Below are 14,564 nucleotides of genomic sequence, written 5' to 3'. Positions count from 1 at the left end.
CCGCGCGGAGCTCAACCGCCTCTCCTCCATGGCCGAGGACGAGCTGTACGTCGCCGCAAAGGAACTCCAGGCGCCCTACGAGCTGGTGAAGGAGGTCGCCTCCGCCGGTCGACTCCCCGTGGTCCTCTTCACCGCCGGCGGCATCGCGACCCCGGCGGACGCGGCCATGATGATGCAGCTCGGCGCGGACGGCGTCTTCGTCGGCTCCGGCATCTTCAAGTCGGGCAACCCGGCCGAACGCGCCAACGCGATTGTCCAGGCGACCACGTTCCACGACGATCCGGACATGATCGCCAAGGTCTCGCGCGGTCTGGGCGAGGCCATGGTCGGCATCAACGTCGACGAGATCCCGCAGCCGCACCGCCTCGCCGAGCGCGGCTGGTAGCAGCACAGCACGGGCAGTGCAGAGGACCGCGGCCGGCAGGCCGCGGTCCTCTGCCGTTTCCCGCGGAGGCGGCGTCAGTGCCTCCGCGGGGCCTCGTGGTCCCCGAGGAGGTCCCCGAGGATGTCCTCGGCCATCGCCCCCAACGCCCGGGCGCGGTCCCGCCGGGACCGGGCCCACGCACCTCCGACATCACCGTCGGCGGTGGAGGGGGACGCGGCTCGGCTGTCATGCGTCCACCGTCGGGCCGCAGCCGGTCAGAGGTACAGCGCGTAAGTCCTGCCGCGTCCGAGCAGTGTGAAGCCCCGCTTCGAGAAGAACTCGTAGCCCTGCGGTGTGGCGTTGACGGCGAGGTCCACCGCACCGGCCTGCAGTGCGGCCCGCGCGGTGGCGCTCAGCAGGGCCGTGGCGAGCCCGCGCCGCTGGTGGTCCGGGAGCACCTCGAGGTTGTGGACACCGCCGAGGCGTCGCAGGCCCGTGACGCCGGACGGGTAGAACGAGTACGCGGCTCCGGAGATGCTGCCGCCTTCCCCACTCCGTGTCACGGCATGCCACGCCTGCCGCGGCTGGGAGCGGACCACCCGCAGCTCCTGTTTGAGCGGACCCGAGTAGTCGGGTACGTCGGTGGCGAGGACGGCGTCGTCGTCCCCGGGCACGACCACGGCGGCCGCGGGTGCTGCCATCCACCAGGGCTGCCAGCTCGGACCGAATCCCAGACCGGCGAGCTCGACGGGGTCCACCGCGCCGTTGAGCCAGACCCGGACCGAGGAGGCGCCGAGCCGCACCCCCTCGGCCAGGGCGGGCCGCACGGCGTGCGCGCTCACGGACTCGGGGAACATCATCCCCAGTTCGCGTCGCGCGGGCAGCCACACCCACGTGGAGCCGTGCGTCGAGAAGGTCCTCCCGCCCGTCGCCGTGGCCAGCGCCGCGGACCAGGCGGCCTGCAGTCGCTGGCACTGGGCGATGGTCACCATGCGGCTGGACCGCCGGCAGGGCCGGTCATGCGAGCCCGCGGCGGACGAGCAGCGGCTCGAGGTCGGCGTCCCGGCCCCGGAAGGCGCGGAACGCCTCCAGCGGATCGATGCTGTTGCCCCGCGACAGCAGCTCCCGCCGGAAGTGGTCCCCGTTGGCGCGCGTCAGGCCGCCCGAGGACTTGAACCACTCCACGGTGTCGGCGTCGAGCATCTCGCTCCAGATGTAGGCGTAGTAGGACGCCGCGTACCCGCCGGCGAAGATGTGCTTGAAGTAGGAGGTGCGGTACCGCGGCGGAACGGGCGCGAAGTCGACGCCGGCATCGGCGAGGGCCGAGGCTTCGAAGGCCAGCGGGTCCTCGACGACCGTGCCCGGCGGGATCGAGTGCCAGGCCAGGTCCAGCAGGGTGGCACCGAGGTAGGCGGTCGTCTCGAATCCCTCGCCCCAGGCGCCGGCGGCGTGGATGCGGTCGATGACGTCCTGGGGGAGCGGTTCGCCCGTCTCGTGGTGGCGGGCGTAGTTCGCGACGATCTCCGGCCAGAGGATCCACATCTCGTTGACCTGCGACGGGTACTCCACGAAGTCGCGCGGCACCGACGTGCCGGAGAACAGCGGGTAGGTGACGTCGGAGAACAGGCCGTGCAGTGCGTGGCCGAACTCGTGGAACATGGTGACCACCTGGTCGTAGGACAGCAGGGTGGGCTCGCCCGCCGCGGGCCTGGAGATGTTCAGGTTGTTGATGACGACGGCGCGTGTGCCCTGGAGCCGCGACTGGTCCACGAAGGAGTTCATCCAGGCACCGCCGCTCTTGGTGTCGCGGGTGTAGAAGTCGCCGAGGAACAGGCCGAGGCCCGAGCCGTCCTCGTTGAAGACCTCCCACACCCGCACATCGGGGTGGTACCCGAGAAGGTCGGGGCGCTCGGTGAACGTGAGACCGTACAGCCGGGTCGCGGCGTAGAACACTCCGTCCTGCAGGACGCGCTCGAGTTCGAAGTAGGGGCGGAGGGCGTCCAGGTCGACGTCGAACTTCGCCTTCCGGACCTTCGAGGCGTAGTAGGCCCAGTCCCACGGTTCGATCGGATGGCCGGCCTCGGCCTCCAGCTCTGCGGCTTCGGCCCGGGCATTGCGCACGGCGGGGGCCGCGAGTTCGCGCATCCGGTCCATGATCGCGTCCAGCGACGGGGCGGTCTGGTTGTCGGTCGCTGCCGAGGCGTGCGTGTCGAAGCCGAGCAGGGCTGCGCGCTCGGCGCGCAGGGTCGCCATGCGGGTGGCGATTGCGAGGGTGTCGGCGTCGTTGCCGCGTGCGCCGCGGTCGACGGCGGCCTCGTGCAGGCGACGGCGGACCTCCCGGTCGGTGAGTGACTCGAGGGCCGGCTGCGCCGTCGGGAGGATCAGTGTCAGGAGGTACCTGCCGTCGTGGCCCGCGTCGGTCGCCGCCGTGGCCGCAGCCGAGATCGCGTCCGCGGACAGTCCGTCGAGGTCGTCGGCGGAGTCGAGCAGCAGGGCGGAGTCGTTGGTGTCCTTCAGCAGTTTCTGCGAGAACTCGGTGCTGAGGGCCGAGAGATCGGAGTTGAGCCGGCGGAGCGTCGCCTGCGCATCGTCGTCGAGTTCGGCTCCCGCCCGCACGAAGCTGCGGACGTACTCCTGGACGAGGCGCGTGGACTCGTCGTCCAGGCCGTCGAGCGGCACCTGACGGAGGCGTTCGAACAGTGCGCGATTGAGCTTGATGTTGTCCTCGTGCTCCGCGAGGCGGGGGGCGACCTGCTGCTCGAGGCCCTGGATCGCGTCCGTCGCATGGCTGACGGAGTTGCTGAAGAACACGCGCGAGACGCGGTCCAGGGTGCTGCCCGCCTGTTCGAGCCGCAGCACGGTGTTCTCGAACGTGGGTGGTTCGGCGGTGTCCGTGATGGCGTCGATCTCGGCGAGGTGTTCGGCGAAACCCGCGTCGAAGGCCGGCAGGTAGTGCTCGTCCCGGATGTCGGCGAACGGCGGCAGCTGGTAGTCGAGGGTGCTTGGCGCGAGGAAAGGGTTGCTCATGGGAACTAACTTTTGCACGTCGTCGCTCATCCGTGCACTACCTGCGGGCTCGTCCGCACTCCGTCCGCGTGCCGCCGTACTGCGTCAGATGGGCCGGAGCTCGCGGTACCGGGAGTCGATGGACGATGACACGGCGGCGCCGAGCAGGAGCAACCGCATGGTCCGCTCGGTGGCCTCGATGAGCAGTTGCTCGCCGTTCGCGACGGCATCCGCCAGGTTCATCGGGATGGTCATGATGGAGGCGATCGCGTCGATGCCGATGTCGTGCACGTCCGGGGCGCCCTTCCCGAGGGAGCCCGCCAGTGCCAGGACGGGTACGCCGGCGAGCTGGGCCCTGCGCGCGACGACGGCGGGTACCTTTCCGTTCGGTGTCTGGAAGTCGATGGCGCCCTCGGCCGTGATGACGAGGTCCGCCCCGCGCATGAGCGCGTCGAGGTCGAGTCCGGCGAGACCGCTGTCGATCAGGGCCTCGAAGCGTGGCACCAGCCGGGCGCCGACGGCGGCGAGCCCGGCACCGAGGCCGCCGGACGCCCCCGTCCCCGGGCCGGTCCGGTAGTCCGTCCCGGCGGCGAGCCCGTCACGTTCGAGGACCCTCGCCCACTGGCGCATGGCCTTCGCGAGTTCCTCGACCTGCCGGGGCGATGCTCCCTTCTGCGGTCCGAACACGCGGGCGACGCCGGTCTTGCCGCACAGCACGTTGTGCTGGTTGCAGGCCAGGACGATCGTCGCCTCGTGGACGGCGGGATGCAGGCCGGAGAGGTCGAGCCGCTCCGCGTCGATCAGGGCGGAGCCGCCGAAGGGGAGGTCCCGCCCCTTCCCGTCGAGGACGCGCGCACCGAGCGCCTGGAGCGCCCCGGCGCCTCCGTCGCTCGTCCCGGAGTCCCCACACCCCACCACGATGGTGCGGATGCCCTCGTCGAGCGCCGCGCGGATCAGCTCACCCACGCCGTAGGTGGTCGTGGCTCCGGGGTCGCGGAGTTTTCGCGGCACGAGGCGGAGCCCGGCGGCGGCGGCCATCTCGACGACGGCCGTGCCGGTGGCGCTTCCGCCGAGCCTCGCATAGTGCGATTCGACCGGCGCGCCGACCGGTCCTGTGACGTTCACCGGCACGAGGACGCCGTCCGTCGCAGCCGCGAGGGTCGCGGCCGTCCCTTCGCCGCCGTCCGCGATCGGCACGGCAGTGATCTGCACCCCCGGGAGGACCCGGCGGACGCCCGCGGCGATGGACCGCGCCACCGTCTCCGCGTCGAGGGACTCCTTGAAGCCGCTGGGTGCGATGAGGATGCGCTGGGGGACTGCCATGGTGGTTCTCCTTCGGGTAGGGACGGGCGATGGAACGGGTCGTCAGGGGAAGAGCGGCAGGCCGAGGAGCGGCCAGACCAGGAAGCTGAAGATCAGCACCAGGGCCACGTTGACGGGCGCCAGGAGCGATGACAGCCGGAGGAGGTCCTTCGGCGTGTAGGTCTCGACGCCGTCCGCCGCGGCGAACATCGCCACGGGCTTCGCGGAACTCGTGAGGGTGTGGCAGAAACCCGCAGCCGCCGTCGAGGCGAACGCCGCTGCCATGGGTTCCACCCCGACGGCCGGGGAGAGGGCGATGACGACGGGGATCAGGACGGCCGACCGCGCCGACCTGCTCTGGATGACGAGGTGGGCGACGGTGGAGAGGAGCACCACGAGCACCACGAAGAGGGGGGCCGCTGCCGCTCCCAGCGAACGGATGGGCCCCAGCACACCGCTCGCCAGCCAGTCGGCCGCTCCGGTGGAGACGAGGGCGTTGCCGAGAGCCAGCGTCGCGGCCATGAAGAGCAGCAGGGACCACGGCACGGATTTCAGTCCCTTGGCGAGGTCCACCGAGCCGTAGCTCGGCGACGCCGCGACGAGGGCGCCGATCAGCGCGACGAGGGCGGGATGGAGCCCGTGCAGCGGCTCGGTGCACCACAGGACGACGACGGCGCCCAGCAGGAGCGCGGCACGCGACTCGGCGACGGTCAGCGGACCGGTGACGGGGGTGTCGGAGTGCTCTTCGAGGGCGGCGACATGGATCCGCAGGTGTTCGCCGCGCTCGGCGGCGGTGGTGAACATGCGCAGCACGATCTCGGCGCAGAGGTGGGATGCGACCAGGGCGAGGGGCAGGCCGAGAAGGAGCCACGTGGCGAAGTCGAAACTGCTGCCCGTCGCGGTCTCGAGGATCTGGCTGGTGATGAGGTGGGCGCCGGCCCCGAGGAAGGACCCGACCGCGGAGAGGAGGATCACCGACGGGAAGAGGATCGCCAGGGCTTTGATGAGCGCGACGCGGCCGGCGAGTGCCTGCCTCAGTGCCAGGAACACCGGCAGGGCCAGCGCGGCGCGCCCGGACGTCGAGGGGACGGCGAAGGTGGTGACGACGAGGGCGAGGGTCGTCAGGTGTGCGAGTTGCCGCGGTGTCGTCGCGCCCGTGATGATGAACGCTGCCCCGCGGTTGGCCAGTCCCGAGGCGCGGACACCTGCGGCGATGACGAACGCGGCGAGGAGCAGCCAGATGGTCTCCTCGCCCAGGGTGGAGAAGAGCTCCCCGGTCTCCATCGTCCCGGTGAGGACCAGGACCGTCGCCGCGCCGAGCGCGATGTACGTGTCGTCGATCGAGGTGAAGATCCAGAGCCACACCGCCAGCACGAAGACCATGAGCGTGACCGCGCCCTGCGGGGACAGGCCTGCGTCGGGTTGCCGGGCGGCGAGGACGACGGCGGCGGCGATCGTGAGTCCGACGGTGGCGGCCACCGACCGGATGACGAGGGAGCGTCGTGCTGCGGCCCGTGCGCCGGCATCGGCGACGGGCGCGGTGCCGGGAGCCTTCGCCGTCCGTGGCGGCGTGGTGGAGTGCTCGATCAGGGTCATGGCAGCCGGTATCCTGCTCCGCGGATCGTCTCGATCCGCTCTGCGCCGATCTTCCGGCGCAGGGCACGGACGTAGACGTCGACGACGTTCGAGCCCGGATCGAATCCGTAGCCCCACACCTGGTTGAGGAGCTGCTCGCGGGAGATGACGCGGTCGGGGTGCCTCAGGAAGACCTCCAGGATCGCGAATTCGCGCGACGTCAGCTCGACGGCGTCGTCCCCGATGCGTGCCCGCCTGGAGTGGAGGTCCAGCGACAGGCCCTGATGCTCGATGACGGTGCCGGCTGTCATGGGTGCCCGGTCCGTGAGGCGCAGGCGGATACGCGCGAGGAGTTCCGCGACGTGGAACGGTTTCGTGACGTAGTCGTCGGCGCCGCCCTCGAGCCCCGCCACCGTGTCCGGGACGCTGTCCCTCGCGGTCAGGACGATCACGGGTGTCGGCACGCCCTCCCCCCTGATCTGGGCGAGGACCTCGAACCCGTCCATCAGGGGGAGTCCGATGTCGAGGATGATGAGGTCGAAACCGGCGGCACGGGCGAGGAAGAGCGCCGTTTCGCCGTCCGCGGCATGTTCCGTGGAGTAGCCGGCCGCGTGCAGGCCCTTCTGGATGAAGGAGGCGACGCGGGGGTCGTCCTCGGCGATCAGGATGCGGCTCATGGTGTCTCCTGCGGTGTCGGTCGTAGGATGGCCCGCTGGGGCGGAGCGGGCTGGGAGATGGTCGACGGCTTGTTCCCTGTGGTCTGCCGGCCGGTCGTCGTGCCCCTGCCCGGGAGGATGGTCCCCGGCGGCTGGAGGGGCGGTCCCGACGCAGGATCGACCCGGAGCCTCGCGGGTGCCGGCAGGAGGAGCCCGAACGTGGCACCGCGGCCCGGTTCGCTGCGCACCCAGGCGGAGCCGTCGTGCCCGTCCGCGATGGCCCGCACGATGGACAGCCCCAGTCCCGCACCGCCGCGCGCTCCGCCGGTCCGCAGCCTGTCGGCCGGCAGCGCGTTCGCCGAACCGTGCTCGAAGCGTTCGAAGATCACCGCGGCCTCGTCCTCGGTCACGCCGGGGCCGGAGTCCTTCACCCAGATACGCAGCCGCCGGTCGGTACCGGCACCTTCGAACGCGGAACCGAGGCTGATGTCGGTGCCGTCGGGGGTGTACTGCACTGCATTGGCTCCCAGCTGGAGCACCGCCTGGGTGACGCGCTGGCCGTCCAGCGCGACCGTCCCTTCGGCGACCTCCATGAGGAGCCATCGCCGGTCGCCGAGTGCCTGCATCTTCGCTTCGAGGTCGAGCATCAGCTCGGCGACGTCGGTCGGGGCGGGCTGGACGAAGTCGGGGCGCTCTGCCTTGACCAGCAGGAGGAGGTCGGAGACGATCCTCGCCATCCGGGACAGCTCGCCGTCCACGAGGGTCAGGGTGGCCGCACGACCCGCCGGGTCGTCGTCGATCAGTTCCAGGTGCCCGCGGATCACGGTGATCGGCGTCCTCAGTTCGTGGCTGGCGTCGTCGATGAAGCGTCGCTGCGTGACGTACGCCTGCTCGAGGCGATCCAGCATGTCGTTGAACGTGACCGCGAGCGCGGCGACGTCGTCGCGGCCCTGGACCGGCACGCGTGCGGTGAGATCGGACTCGGTGATCTCGGTGGCTACGCGCCTCACGTCCCGGACGGGCCGCAGGATCTGGCCTGCCACCAGCCACGCGATCCCGGCGGTGAACAGCAGACCGCCGAGCGCGACGAAGAAGATCACGGTCACGGTCTCCTGCACCTGCTCGTACCCTCCACGCGGGAATGCGGCGACTACGAGTGTCCCGGACTCGGTGCCGGCCTGTACCTCGACCTTCCCCCACCGCATGGGCCCCGCCGCCGTCTCGCGTACGCCGGACGCGGCCGGGTCCGTCCGCAGCTCCTCCAGCAGCGCCGTGTCGGAGGGCAGCCGGTATTCGTCGTTGTTGCCGCGTCCATCGGACCCCAGGTACAGCACCTCGCCCCCGGTCACTCCGAGGATCACCTCGCCGGCGGAGGCGTTCTGGCGGGACAAATAGCGTTCCAGCAGCTCGCTGACCGACGAGTACGGCTGGGCCGTGAGTGGATCCACGGCCTCCGCCGCGAAGGTGGTGAACTCCTGCGCTTCCTGGACGACGTCGTCGTTGGCATCCCGATCGACGCCGGCGATCAGCAGGGAGCGGACGGTGACGAGCAGCGCCAGGAGGGCCAGGGCCGTGGTGAGCACGATCCAGCCCACGATGCGCCATCGTGCGGAGACGGACGAGCCACCCACGGGCCGGATCGTCCGCCCCGCGGTCGCTGATCCCGCGGCGGGCCTCGAGCCCGGAGGAAGTGGTTGCAGCCCCATCAGTCCTGGCCGTCCTGGCTCGTGGCGTCGTCGTCGATCCCGTCGGGTCCTTCGTCCTCCCCGTCGTCGTCGAACACCTCGCGCTCCACCAGGCCGGGGGTGCCCTGGCCCGACGCAGGTGGAGGTGCCGGTGGGACGGCGGGTACGGGTGCCGGCGCCGGTGGGGCTGCTGGTGCGGGGACAGGGGCAGGCTCGGGTGCGGACTGGAGCGTGGGGGCCGGGCTGGCAGAGGGCGACGGTGCGGCCGGCGGTTCCGGGGCCGGTACGGACCCTGAGGGCTCATCGGCCCCGGTTCCGGTCGTCCGGGTGTCCTTCCCACCGGTCGGAGCGAGCTCCACGACGACGGTCTGCGGATCCACGGAAGGGATGTCGGCGGGGCGGCTCAGTTCCTGGCTCCCGACCGCGAGGAGTGCCGGCACCGCGAGCAGCCCTGCTGCAGCGAGGATGCGGGGGCCAAGAGCCATGGGGTTCTCCTTGTGGTCGTGCGGATGGGTCGGAACGGGGCGGATCGGGACGGTACCGGGCCGCCGGCGTCGGAGTCCCCGTCGCCGTACCTACTCTGGCGCACGCAGGTGAGGTCGTCGTGAAGACTGCATGAGGACTTCTTCATCTTCGCCGCCCGGACGCTGCCGCCCGGACGCTGCCGCCCGGACGCTGCCGCCCGGACGCTGCCGCCGGTCCTGCGACCGCGCCACGCGGCCCACCGGCCGGCGCTCCCATATACTCCGAACATGCCGAATCCGTGCCTCGACCGCAGCAGCCCTGCCCAGCAGCCCGCCCGCGAGCAGAGCGGACGCGCACTGTGAGCGGGGGTCTCGTCGCCCTGCTGGACGACGTCGCAGCCCTCGCCCGCATCGCGGCCGCCTCGGTGGACGATGTCGCCGCCGGCGCCGCCAAAGCGGGGGCGAAGGCCGCCGGCGTGGTGATCGACGACGCCGCCGTCACCCCGCAGTACGTCTCCGGTGCCGATCCCTCCCGCGAGCTGCCGATGATCAAGCGGATCTTCTGGGGCTCGCTGCGGAACAAGCTGCTGATCATCCTGCCCGCCCTGCTGCTCGTCAGTGCGTTCATCCCGGGCATCATCCCGTTCATCCTCATGCTCGGCGGCACCTACCTCTGCTACGAGGGCGCGGAGAAGGTCTGGCACAAGATCCGCGGCCACCACGAGTCCAAGCAGGCGCCGGCGGTGGAGCGGGGGCCGGAGGCGGAGGCCAGGGTCACCAAGGGCGCCATCACCACCGACTTCATCCTCTCCTGCGAGATCATGGTCATCTCGATGAACGAGGTGTCCGACGAGTCCCTGGTGGCCCGGGCGCTCATCCTGATCGTCGTCGCGCTCGCCATCACGGTGCTCGTGTACGGCGCGGTGGCGCTGATCGTCAAGATGGACGACATCGGCCTGCACCTGACCACGAAGGACTCGGAGGGCTCGCAGCGCCTCGGCCGGATGCTCGTGAAGGGCATGCCCGGAGTGCTGGCGGCGATCACCCTCGTCGGGACGGTCGCGATGCTGTGGGTGGGCGGGCACATCATGCTGCAGGGCGCCTACGACCTCGGCTGGCATGCGCCGTACGACCTGGTCCACGTGCTCGAGCACCCGTTCGTCGGTGTCCCCGTGGTCGGCGGTCTCCTTGCATGGCTGGTGAACACCCTCTGCTCGGCCGTCCTCGGACTGGCCTGGGGTGCCCTGGTCCTCGTCGTCGTGCACCCCCTGCTGGGACTGCTGCCCTCGAGCAGGAAGAAGGGCGGCCACGAAGAGGGAGACCTTCGCGCCGCCATCGCCGGCCACAAGTCGGCCGGACGCGAACGACCGCACACCTGATATCCGGCGCGTTCCTGCGGGTCGGCCGGCAGGCGGCTGGACGCGCCGTCGGGCGGTGGTGTCGTTCGTGCCCCGACCGGTCCTGGGACGGCAGGTGACCGGCACCAGCCGAGAGCGATGGGGACCGGGACGGCGAGGACGGCCGGGACGGCAGGGCGTCCCGGGAACCGCTCCGGGACGCCGGGACGCCGGGCAGGAGTGCCTGTAGTGTTCGCCTATGTCGGAAACAGCACTGGAATGGAAACTGGAAGTCGTCGTGCTCCCGAGCGTCGACCTCGACCGCTCGCTCGCGTTCTACCGCGACCGGGTCGGCTTCGTCCTGGATCACGACGTGAAGCCTGCGCCGGGCGTCAGGATCGTCCAGCTCACGCCCCGGGGATCCTCGTGTTCGGTGGTCCTGACCGAGGGCATGGGGTCCGATGCCGGCCCACCCGTCTCCGGCCTGCAGCTCGTGGTGCGTGACGTCGAACTGGCCCGCGCGGAACTGCTGGAGCGCGGCGTCGCCGTCGATCCCGTCACCCGGATGGGTGAGGGTGACGCGTCCGCCTTCATCTACTTCTCGGACCCGGACGGCAACAGCTGGGCCGTGCAGGAGATCCGGAACCGCGGGGACTGGCTCCCCTCGTAGGTCCTCGGCCCTCCGCCCGGGCGACGCACCGGACCCTTCCCCGCACCTCCGGGACCTCGCCGGTCCGCTCGCCGGTCAGGCCGGCGGGCTGTACAACTGGAGGTCGTTGCCCTCGCTGTCCTTGAACGGCAGGATCCGGCCCCAGGGGTACTCGCTGATCTCCCCTTCGATCGACGCGCCACCGCGCGCGGCGATGCGCTGCACCTCGTCCTCGATGGAACCCTCGGGCGAGAAGCTGATGACGGCGCCACCGCCCGATCCGCCGTGGGTGTTCTCCCGGGCGTTGAGACCGACGGTCAGTCCACCGGCGTCGATCTCCGTCCAGTCGGTGTCCTGCATCGTCACGCTGAGACCGAGGGTGTCGCGGTAGAAGGCGACGGCCCTGTCCATGTCCTCGACGGGTACCCAGACTGCTGCAATTCCCTGTGCCATGGCGCTCCTTTCGCGGACCGCGTGCGGCGGTCCGACGGCTCGCGGGCCCTGACCGGGCCCGTCGCACCGAACGTTACCGGCACCACGCGCCGGGCTTCCCGGTCGGCCCGGGGCCTTGACGGGCCCGCCGGGATGCTGTCCCGGCTACCGCGGTCTCGCGCCGGCGTGCTGCCGGGCGAGCTCGGCCAGGGAGTCGTCGACGCCGTCGTCCTGGAACGAGCCGAACCGGCGTTCCGCGGCGGTGCGCAGCAGGAAGTCGGCGATCGCGGGATTCTTCGGCAGCAGGGAACCGTGGAGGTAGCTCGCCACGATGTTCCGATGGCGGGCGCCCTCGTGGTTCTCCTCCGCATTGTTGCCCGCCCCCTTGACCACTGTCGCCAGGGGCCTCAGTCCGCTCCCGAGGAAGGTCTGCCCGCTGTGGTTCTCGTAGCCGTGGATCTCCCCGAACTCGTCGCTCCGCGCGACGACGTTGCCGATCAACCGTTCGGTCCCGCCGCGTGTCTCCAGGTCGAGGACGCCGATGCCGGGGATGACGGTGCCGTCGTGCGTGCGGAAGACGTTGCCGAAGAGCTGGTAGAGGCCGCAGATGAGGAGCATCGGGGTGCCGTCCTCGGCCAGCTCCCGCAGGCGGGGGGCGATGGCCTGCAGATCGTCCTGGATCACGACCTGCCCGCTGTCCTGGCCGCCGCCGCCGACGATGATGTCGACGTCCTTCGGGAAGGCGTCCCCGGCGTTGTGCTCGAGGATCTCGGCCCCGTAGCCTCGCCACGCGAGGCGCTGCTTGAGGACGAGGACGTTCCCGTAGTCGCCGTAGATGTTCATCTCCCGCGGGTACAGCTGCAGGATGCGCAGGGAGCCCTTCGACGGATCGGCAGGGGCCTCCGTCAGCGAGCTTGCGGATGGGGCGTCACTCATCAGGAAACCTCCTCGACCTTCGTGATTTTGGACAGTTCGCGGCGGACCGCGAGCATGGCGGTGTAGGTGCAGAAGATGCGCTTCGGGCGCCCTGCCGACATCCGGACGAACTCCCTGAGCGCGTCGGTGATGTCGGGCTCGACGGCGCCGACTCGGACGTCGTCGTACTTGAGCCGGAGCGCCATGTCGTAGGCGCGGACGCCGCTGACGACGTCCACGCCGCCGAGGCCCAGGGAGTCGAAGTCGACGTCCCACAGCCAGGACATGTCGCGGCCGTCGGCGTAGTTGTCGTTGATGGCGATCATGGTCGCGCAGCCGGCGGGGTCGAAGGACTTCAGCCCCAGCCGGAAACCGCTCGGGTTCTTGACGAGTACCAGTTCGAGCGCCTGCCCGTCGACCACGAGGCTCTCCCCGCGACCGAAGGCGGGTTCGACAGCGGCCAGCGACGAGAACAGTTTCGCGGTGTCGGCCGTCCCGCCCAGGACCGCCCGGGCCGCCGCGAGGGCCGCCGCAGCGTTGAAGATGTTGTACACGCCGCGGAGGCGGAGGTCGGTCCGGGTGGTCGAACCGGCGACCTCGAATTCCGCCGAGTTCCCGTCCACCGAGCGCAGCACCACGTCCGCGGGCAGGGCCGACGCCGGCGCGGTGCCCTCGGCACCGCGCAGTTCGTCGTCGTTGGGAAAGGTGCTCCTCAGCGACGCGTCGAGGCCGAAGTAGACGACCTCGGTGGCCGGTACGGACGAGGCGAGGCCCGCGACGCGGGGGTCCTCACGGTTGAGGACGACGGTCCCCGTGGTGGCAAGGGCGATGCGCTCGAGCAGGCGTGTCGTGGCATCGATCTCGCCGAAGCGGTCGAGCTGGTCGCGGAGGACGTTCAGGAGCAGCGAGTGCCGGGGTGGGACGAGCTTCACGAAGTGCACGGCGTGCGCCTCGTCGAGCTCGAGCACGGCGACGTCGGCCTTCAGGCGTCCACGCCAGTCGACCTCGCCGAGCAGCGCGGCGGCGACGCCGCGGGTGAAGTTGCTGCCCGTCCGGTTGGTGAAGACGCTCAGGCCCTGGCCCTCGAGCAGCTCGACGACCATCTTGGTGGTGGTGGTCTTGCCGTTCGTCCCGCTCACGACGACGACGCCGTGGGGGAGGTCGGAGAGCGCCCGGCCCATGAAGCCGGGGTCGAGGCGCTCGACCACGAGGCCGGGGAACGCGGAGCCGCCGCCGCGCAGGCGCGAAGCGACGCGCACAGCCTTGCCCACGAGGACTGGAAGGGGATTCATGGCTACAAATTATCGCAGGCCGGCCCGTCTTCCCGGGACGCGGCGGGGAGGCGCTGCTCACGCCGGCCCTCCGGCGGCGGCAGGACGGTGCCGGCGACCTAGAATTGAGGGATGACCTCCCCGTCCTTCTCGGCCCCCCTGCCCACGTCGGGCGCCGCTCCGTCCGCCGCCTCCGACCACGCCACGGTCCGCGCTGCCGCCGGTACGACGACGGTCCGCGCGGACGTCGTCGTCGGAGTGCTCGCGGTCCAGGGTGACGTGCGCGAGCACATCGCGACCATCACCTCGCTGGGCGGGCGCGCCGTGCCCGTCCGGCGACCCTCGGAACTCGCAGCGATCGACGGCCTGATCATCCCCGGCGGCGAGTCCACGACGATGGACAAGCTCACCCGCACCTTCGGCCTGGCGGACCCGCTGCGGGACCTCATCGCCGGCGGCCTGCCCGTCTACGGCTCGTGCGCCGGCATGATCCTGCTGTCCGACGTCATCGCCGATCCATCGGTGGACCGGCTCGGCAATCCGCAGCAGACGCTCGGCGGGCTCGACATGGTGGTGCGGCGCAACGCCTTCGGCCGCCAGCGGGAGTCCTTCGAGACCGACCTCGCCTTTGCGGGCCTCGCAACGACCGGCAGTGCTGCGGGAGGCGACCCCGTGCGGGCCGTCTTCATCCGCGCGCCGTGGGTGGAGAAGGTGGGCGACGGCGTCGAGGTGCTCGCGCAGGTGCCCGCCGGGCAGGCTCCACAGCCGGGCCCGGCCGCCGGCACGTCCACCAGCCCGGGCGGGGCGGCGGGGGACGACGGTGCCGGCGGGGCGTCCGAGTTGGAGCCGGTCGCTAGAATTGTCGCAGTGCGTTCAGGGAACCTGCTGGCCACGAGCTTCCATCCGGA

13 protein-coding genes and 1 pseudogene are annotated in these 14,564 nt (G+C 71.1%); 4 read left to right on the top strand and 10 right to left on the bottom strand.

Annotation, left to right across the window (positions count from 1 at the left end; translation table 11 throughout):
- Nucleotides 1-385, top strand: a pseudogene (locus tag CVO76_RS10955) (pyridoxal 5'-phosphate synthase lyase subunit PdxS); the annotation flags it as partial.
- A gap of 254 nt (nt 386-639) precedes the next feature.
- Here the strand turns inward: CVO76_RS10955 and CVO76_RS10950 are convergent.
- From CVO76_RS10950 to CVO76_RS10920, 7 genes are all read right to left on the bottom strand, one after another.
- The gene (locus CVO76_RS10950) at nt 640-1,356 is read right to left on the bottom strand and encodes a GNAT family N-acetyltransferase (protein WP_208739261.1); all 717 of its coding nucleotides are present in this window, start codon (nt 1,354-1,356) and stop codon (nt 640-642) included.
- Between the two features lie 25 nt (nt 1,357-1,381).
- Nucleotides 1,382-3,391, bottom strand: coding sequence for a M3 family metallopeptidase (locus CVO76_RS10945; RefSeq protein ID WP_208739260.1), 2,010 nt, complete (start codon nt 3,389-3,391; stop codon nt 1,382-1,384).
- An 84-nt stretch (nt 3,392-3,475) separates the two neighbouring features.
- A complete protein-coding gene (locus CVO76_RS10940) occupies nt 3,476-4,693 on the bottom strand; it encodes a glycerate kinase family protein (protein WP_208739259.1) in 1,218 nt (405 codons plus the stop codon).
- Between the two features lie 42 nt (nt 4,694-4,735).
- On the bottom strand, nt 4,736-6,268 hold the full coding sequence (locus CVO76_RS10935) for an SLC13 family permease (RefSeq protein WP_208739258.1): 1,533 nt from the start codon (nt 6,266-6,268) through the stop codon (nt 4,736-4,738).
- Nucleotides 6,265-6,924: a response regulator transcription factor gene (locus CVO76_RS10930; protein ID WP_133081803.1), complete on the bottom strand. Its 660-nt coding sequence runs from the start codon at nt 6,922-6,924 to the stop codon at nt 6,265-6,267. The genes CVO76_RS10935 and CVO76_RS10930 overlap by 4 nt, the downstream gene beginning before the upstream one ends.
- Nucleotides 6,921-8,534 (bottom strand): sensor histidine kinase, encoded by a 1,614-nt coding sequence (locus CVO76_RS10925; RefSeq protein ID WP_208739257.1) that lies wholly within the window; start codon nt 8,532-8,534, stop codon nt 6,921-6,923. The genes CVO76_RS10930 and CVO76_RS10925 overlap by 4 nt, the downstream gene beginning before the upstream one ends.
- A gap of 74 nt (nt 8,535-8,608) precedes the next feature.
- Complete coding sequence (locus tag CVO76_RS10920; protein ID WP_208739256.1) at nt 8,609-9,073, bottom strand: hypothetical protein; 465 nt, start codon at nt 9,071-9,073, stop codon at nt 8,609-8,611.
- Between the two features lie 338 nt (nt 9,074-9,411).
- On the opposite strand from CVO76_RS10920, the gene CVO76_RS10915 reads away from it, so the two are divergent.
- Nucleotides 9,412-10,431, top strand: a complete 1,020-nt coding sequence (locus CVO76_RS10915) for a DUF808 domain-containing protein (RefSeq protein WP_208739255.1) — start codon at nt 9,412-9,414, stop codon at nt 10,429-10,431.
- Between the two features lie 217 nt (nt 10,432-10,648).
- The gene (locus tag CVO76_RS10910) at nt 10,649-11,059 is read left to right on the top strand and encodes a VOC family protein (RefSeq protein ID WP_244185899.1); all 411 of its coding nucleotides are present in this window, start codon (nt 10,649-10,651) and stop codon (nt 11,057-11,059) included.
- A gap of 75 nt (nt 11,060-11,134) precedes the next feature.
- Here CVO76_RS10910 and CVO76_RS10905 read toward each other — a convergent pair whose 3' ends face one another.
- From CVO76_RS10905 to CVO76_RS10895, 3 genes are all read right to left on the bottom strand, one after another.
- Nucleotides 11,135-11,491 (bottom strand): VOC family protein, encoded by a 357-nt coding sequence (locus CVO76_RS10905; RefSeq protein ID WP_133081808.1) that lies wholly within the window; start codon nt 11,489-11,491, stop codon nt 11,135-11,137.
- 144 nt (nt 11,492-11,635) lie between these two features.
- Nucleotides 11,636-12,406 carry a type 1 glutamine amidotransferase gene (locus tag CVO76_RS10900; protein WP_208739254.1) on the bottom strand — a complete coding sequence of 257 codons (771 nt, stop codon included), beginning with the start codon at nt 12,404-12,406 and terminating at the stop codon, nt 11,636-11,638.
- A complete protein-coding gene (locus CVO76_RS10895; protein WP_208739253.1) occupies nt 12,406-13,677 on the bottom strand; it encodes a Mur ligase family protein in 1,272 nt (423 codons plus the stop codon). The genes CVO76_RS10900 and CVO76_RS10895 overlap by 1 nt, the downstream gene beginning before the upstream one ends.
- Nucleotides 13,678-13,788: 111 nt before the next feature.
- Between CVO76_RS10895 and pdxT the strand changes: the two genes are divergently transcribed.
- A partial coding sequence (gene pdxT, locus CVO76_RS10890) for a pyridoxal 5'-phosphate synthase glutaminase subunit PdxT (RefSeq protein ID WP_208739252.1) occupies nt 13,789-14,564 on the top strand: 776 nt, incomplete at its 3' end.

The sequence above is a fragment of the Arthrobacter agilis genome, assembly GCF_002953615.1.
GTDB lineage: Bacteria > Actinomycetota > Actinomycetes > Actinomycetales > Micrococcaceae > Arthrobacter_D > Arthrobacter_D agilis_B.
Note: the sequence above shows the minus strand (reverse complement) of the source record. Positions and strands in the feature narration are given on the sequence as shown.

Bases quoted from the DNA above. Each gene is read 5' to 3' on its own strand.
- CVO76_RS10950 (WP_208739261.1), bottom strand. From the start codon at position 1,356: ATGGTGACCATCGCCCAGTGCCAGCGACTGCAGGCCGCCTGGTCCGCG.
- CVO76_RS10945 (WP_208739260.1), bottom strand. From the start codon at position 3,391: ATGAGCAACCCTTTCCTCGCGCCAAGCACCCTCGACTACCAGCTGCCG.
- CVO76_RS10940 (WP_208739259.1), bottom strand. From the start codon at position 4,693: ATGGCAGTCCCCCAGCGCATCCTCATCGCACCCAGCGGCTTCAAGGAG.
- CVO76_RS10935 (WP_208739258.1), bottom strand. From the start codon at position 6,268: ATGACCCTGATCGAGCACTCCACCACGCCGCCACGGACGGCGAAGGCT.
- CVO76_RS10930 (WP_133081803.1), bottom strand. From the start codon at position 6,924: ATGAGCCGCATCCTGATCGCCGAGGACGACCCCCGCGTCGCCTCCTTC.
- CVO76_RS10920 (WP_208739256.1), bottom strand. From the start codon at position 9,073: ATGGCTCTTGGCCCCCGCATCCTCGCTGCAGCAGGGCTGCTCGCGGTG.
- CVO76_RS10910 (WP_244185899.1), top strand. From the start codon at position 10,649: ATGTCGGAAACAGCACTGGAATGGAAACTGGAAGTCGTCGTGCTCCCG.
- CVO76_RS10905 (WP_133081808.1), bottom strand. From the start codon at position 11,491: ATGGCACAGGGAATTGCAGCAGTCTGGGTACCCGTCGAGGACATGGAC.
- CVO76_RS10900 (WP_208739254.1), bottom strand. From the start codon at position 12,406: ATGAGTGACGCCCCATCCGCAAGCTCGCTGACGGAGGCCCCTGCCGAT.
- CVO76_RS10895 (WP_208739253.1), bottom strand. From the start codon at position 13,677: ATGAATCCCCTTCCAGTCCTCGTGGGCAAGGCTGTGCGCGTCGCTTCG.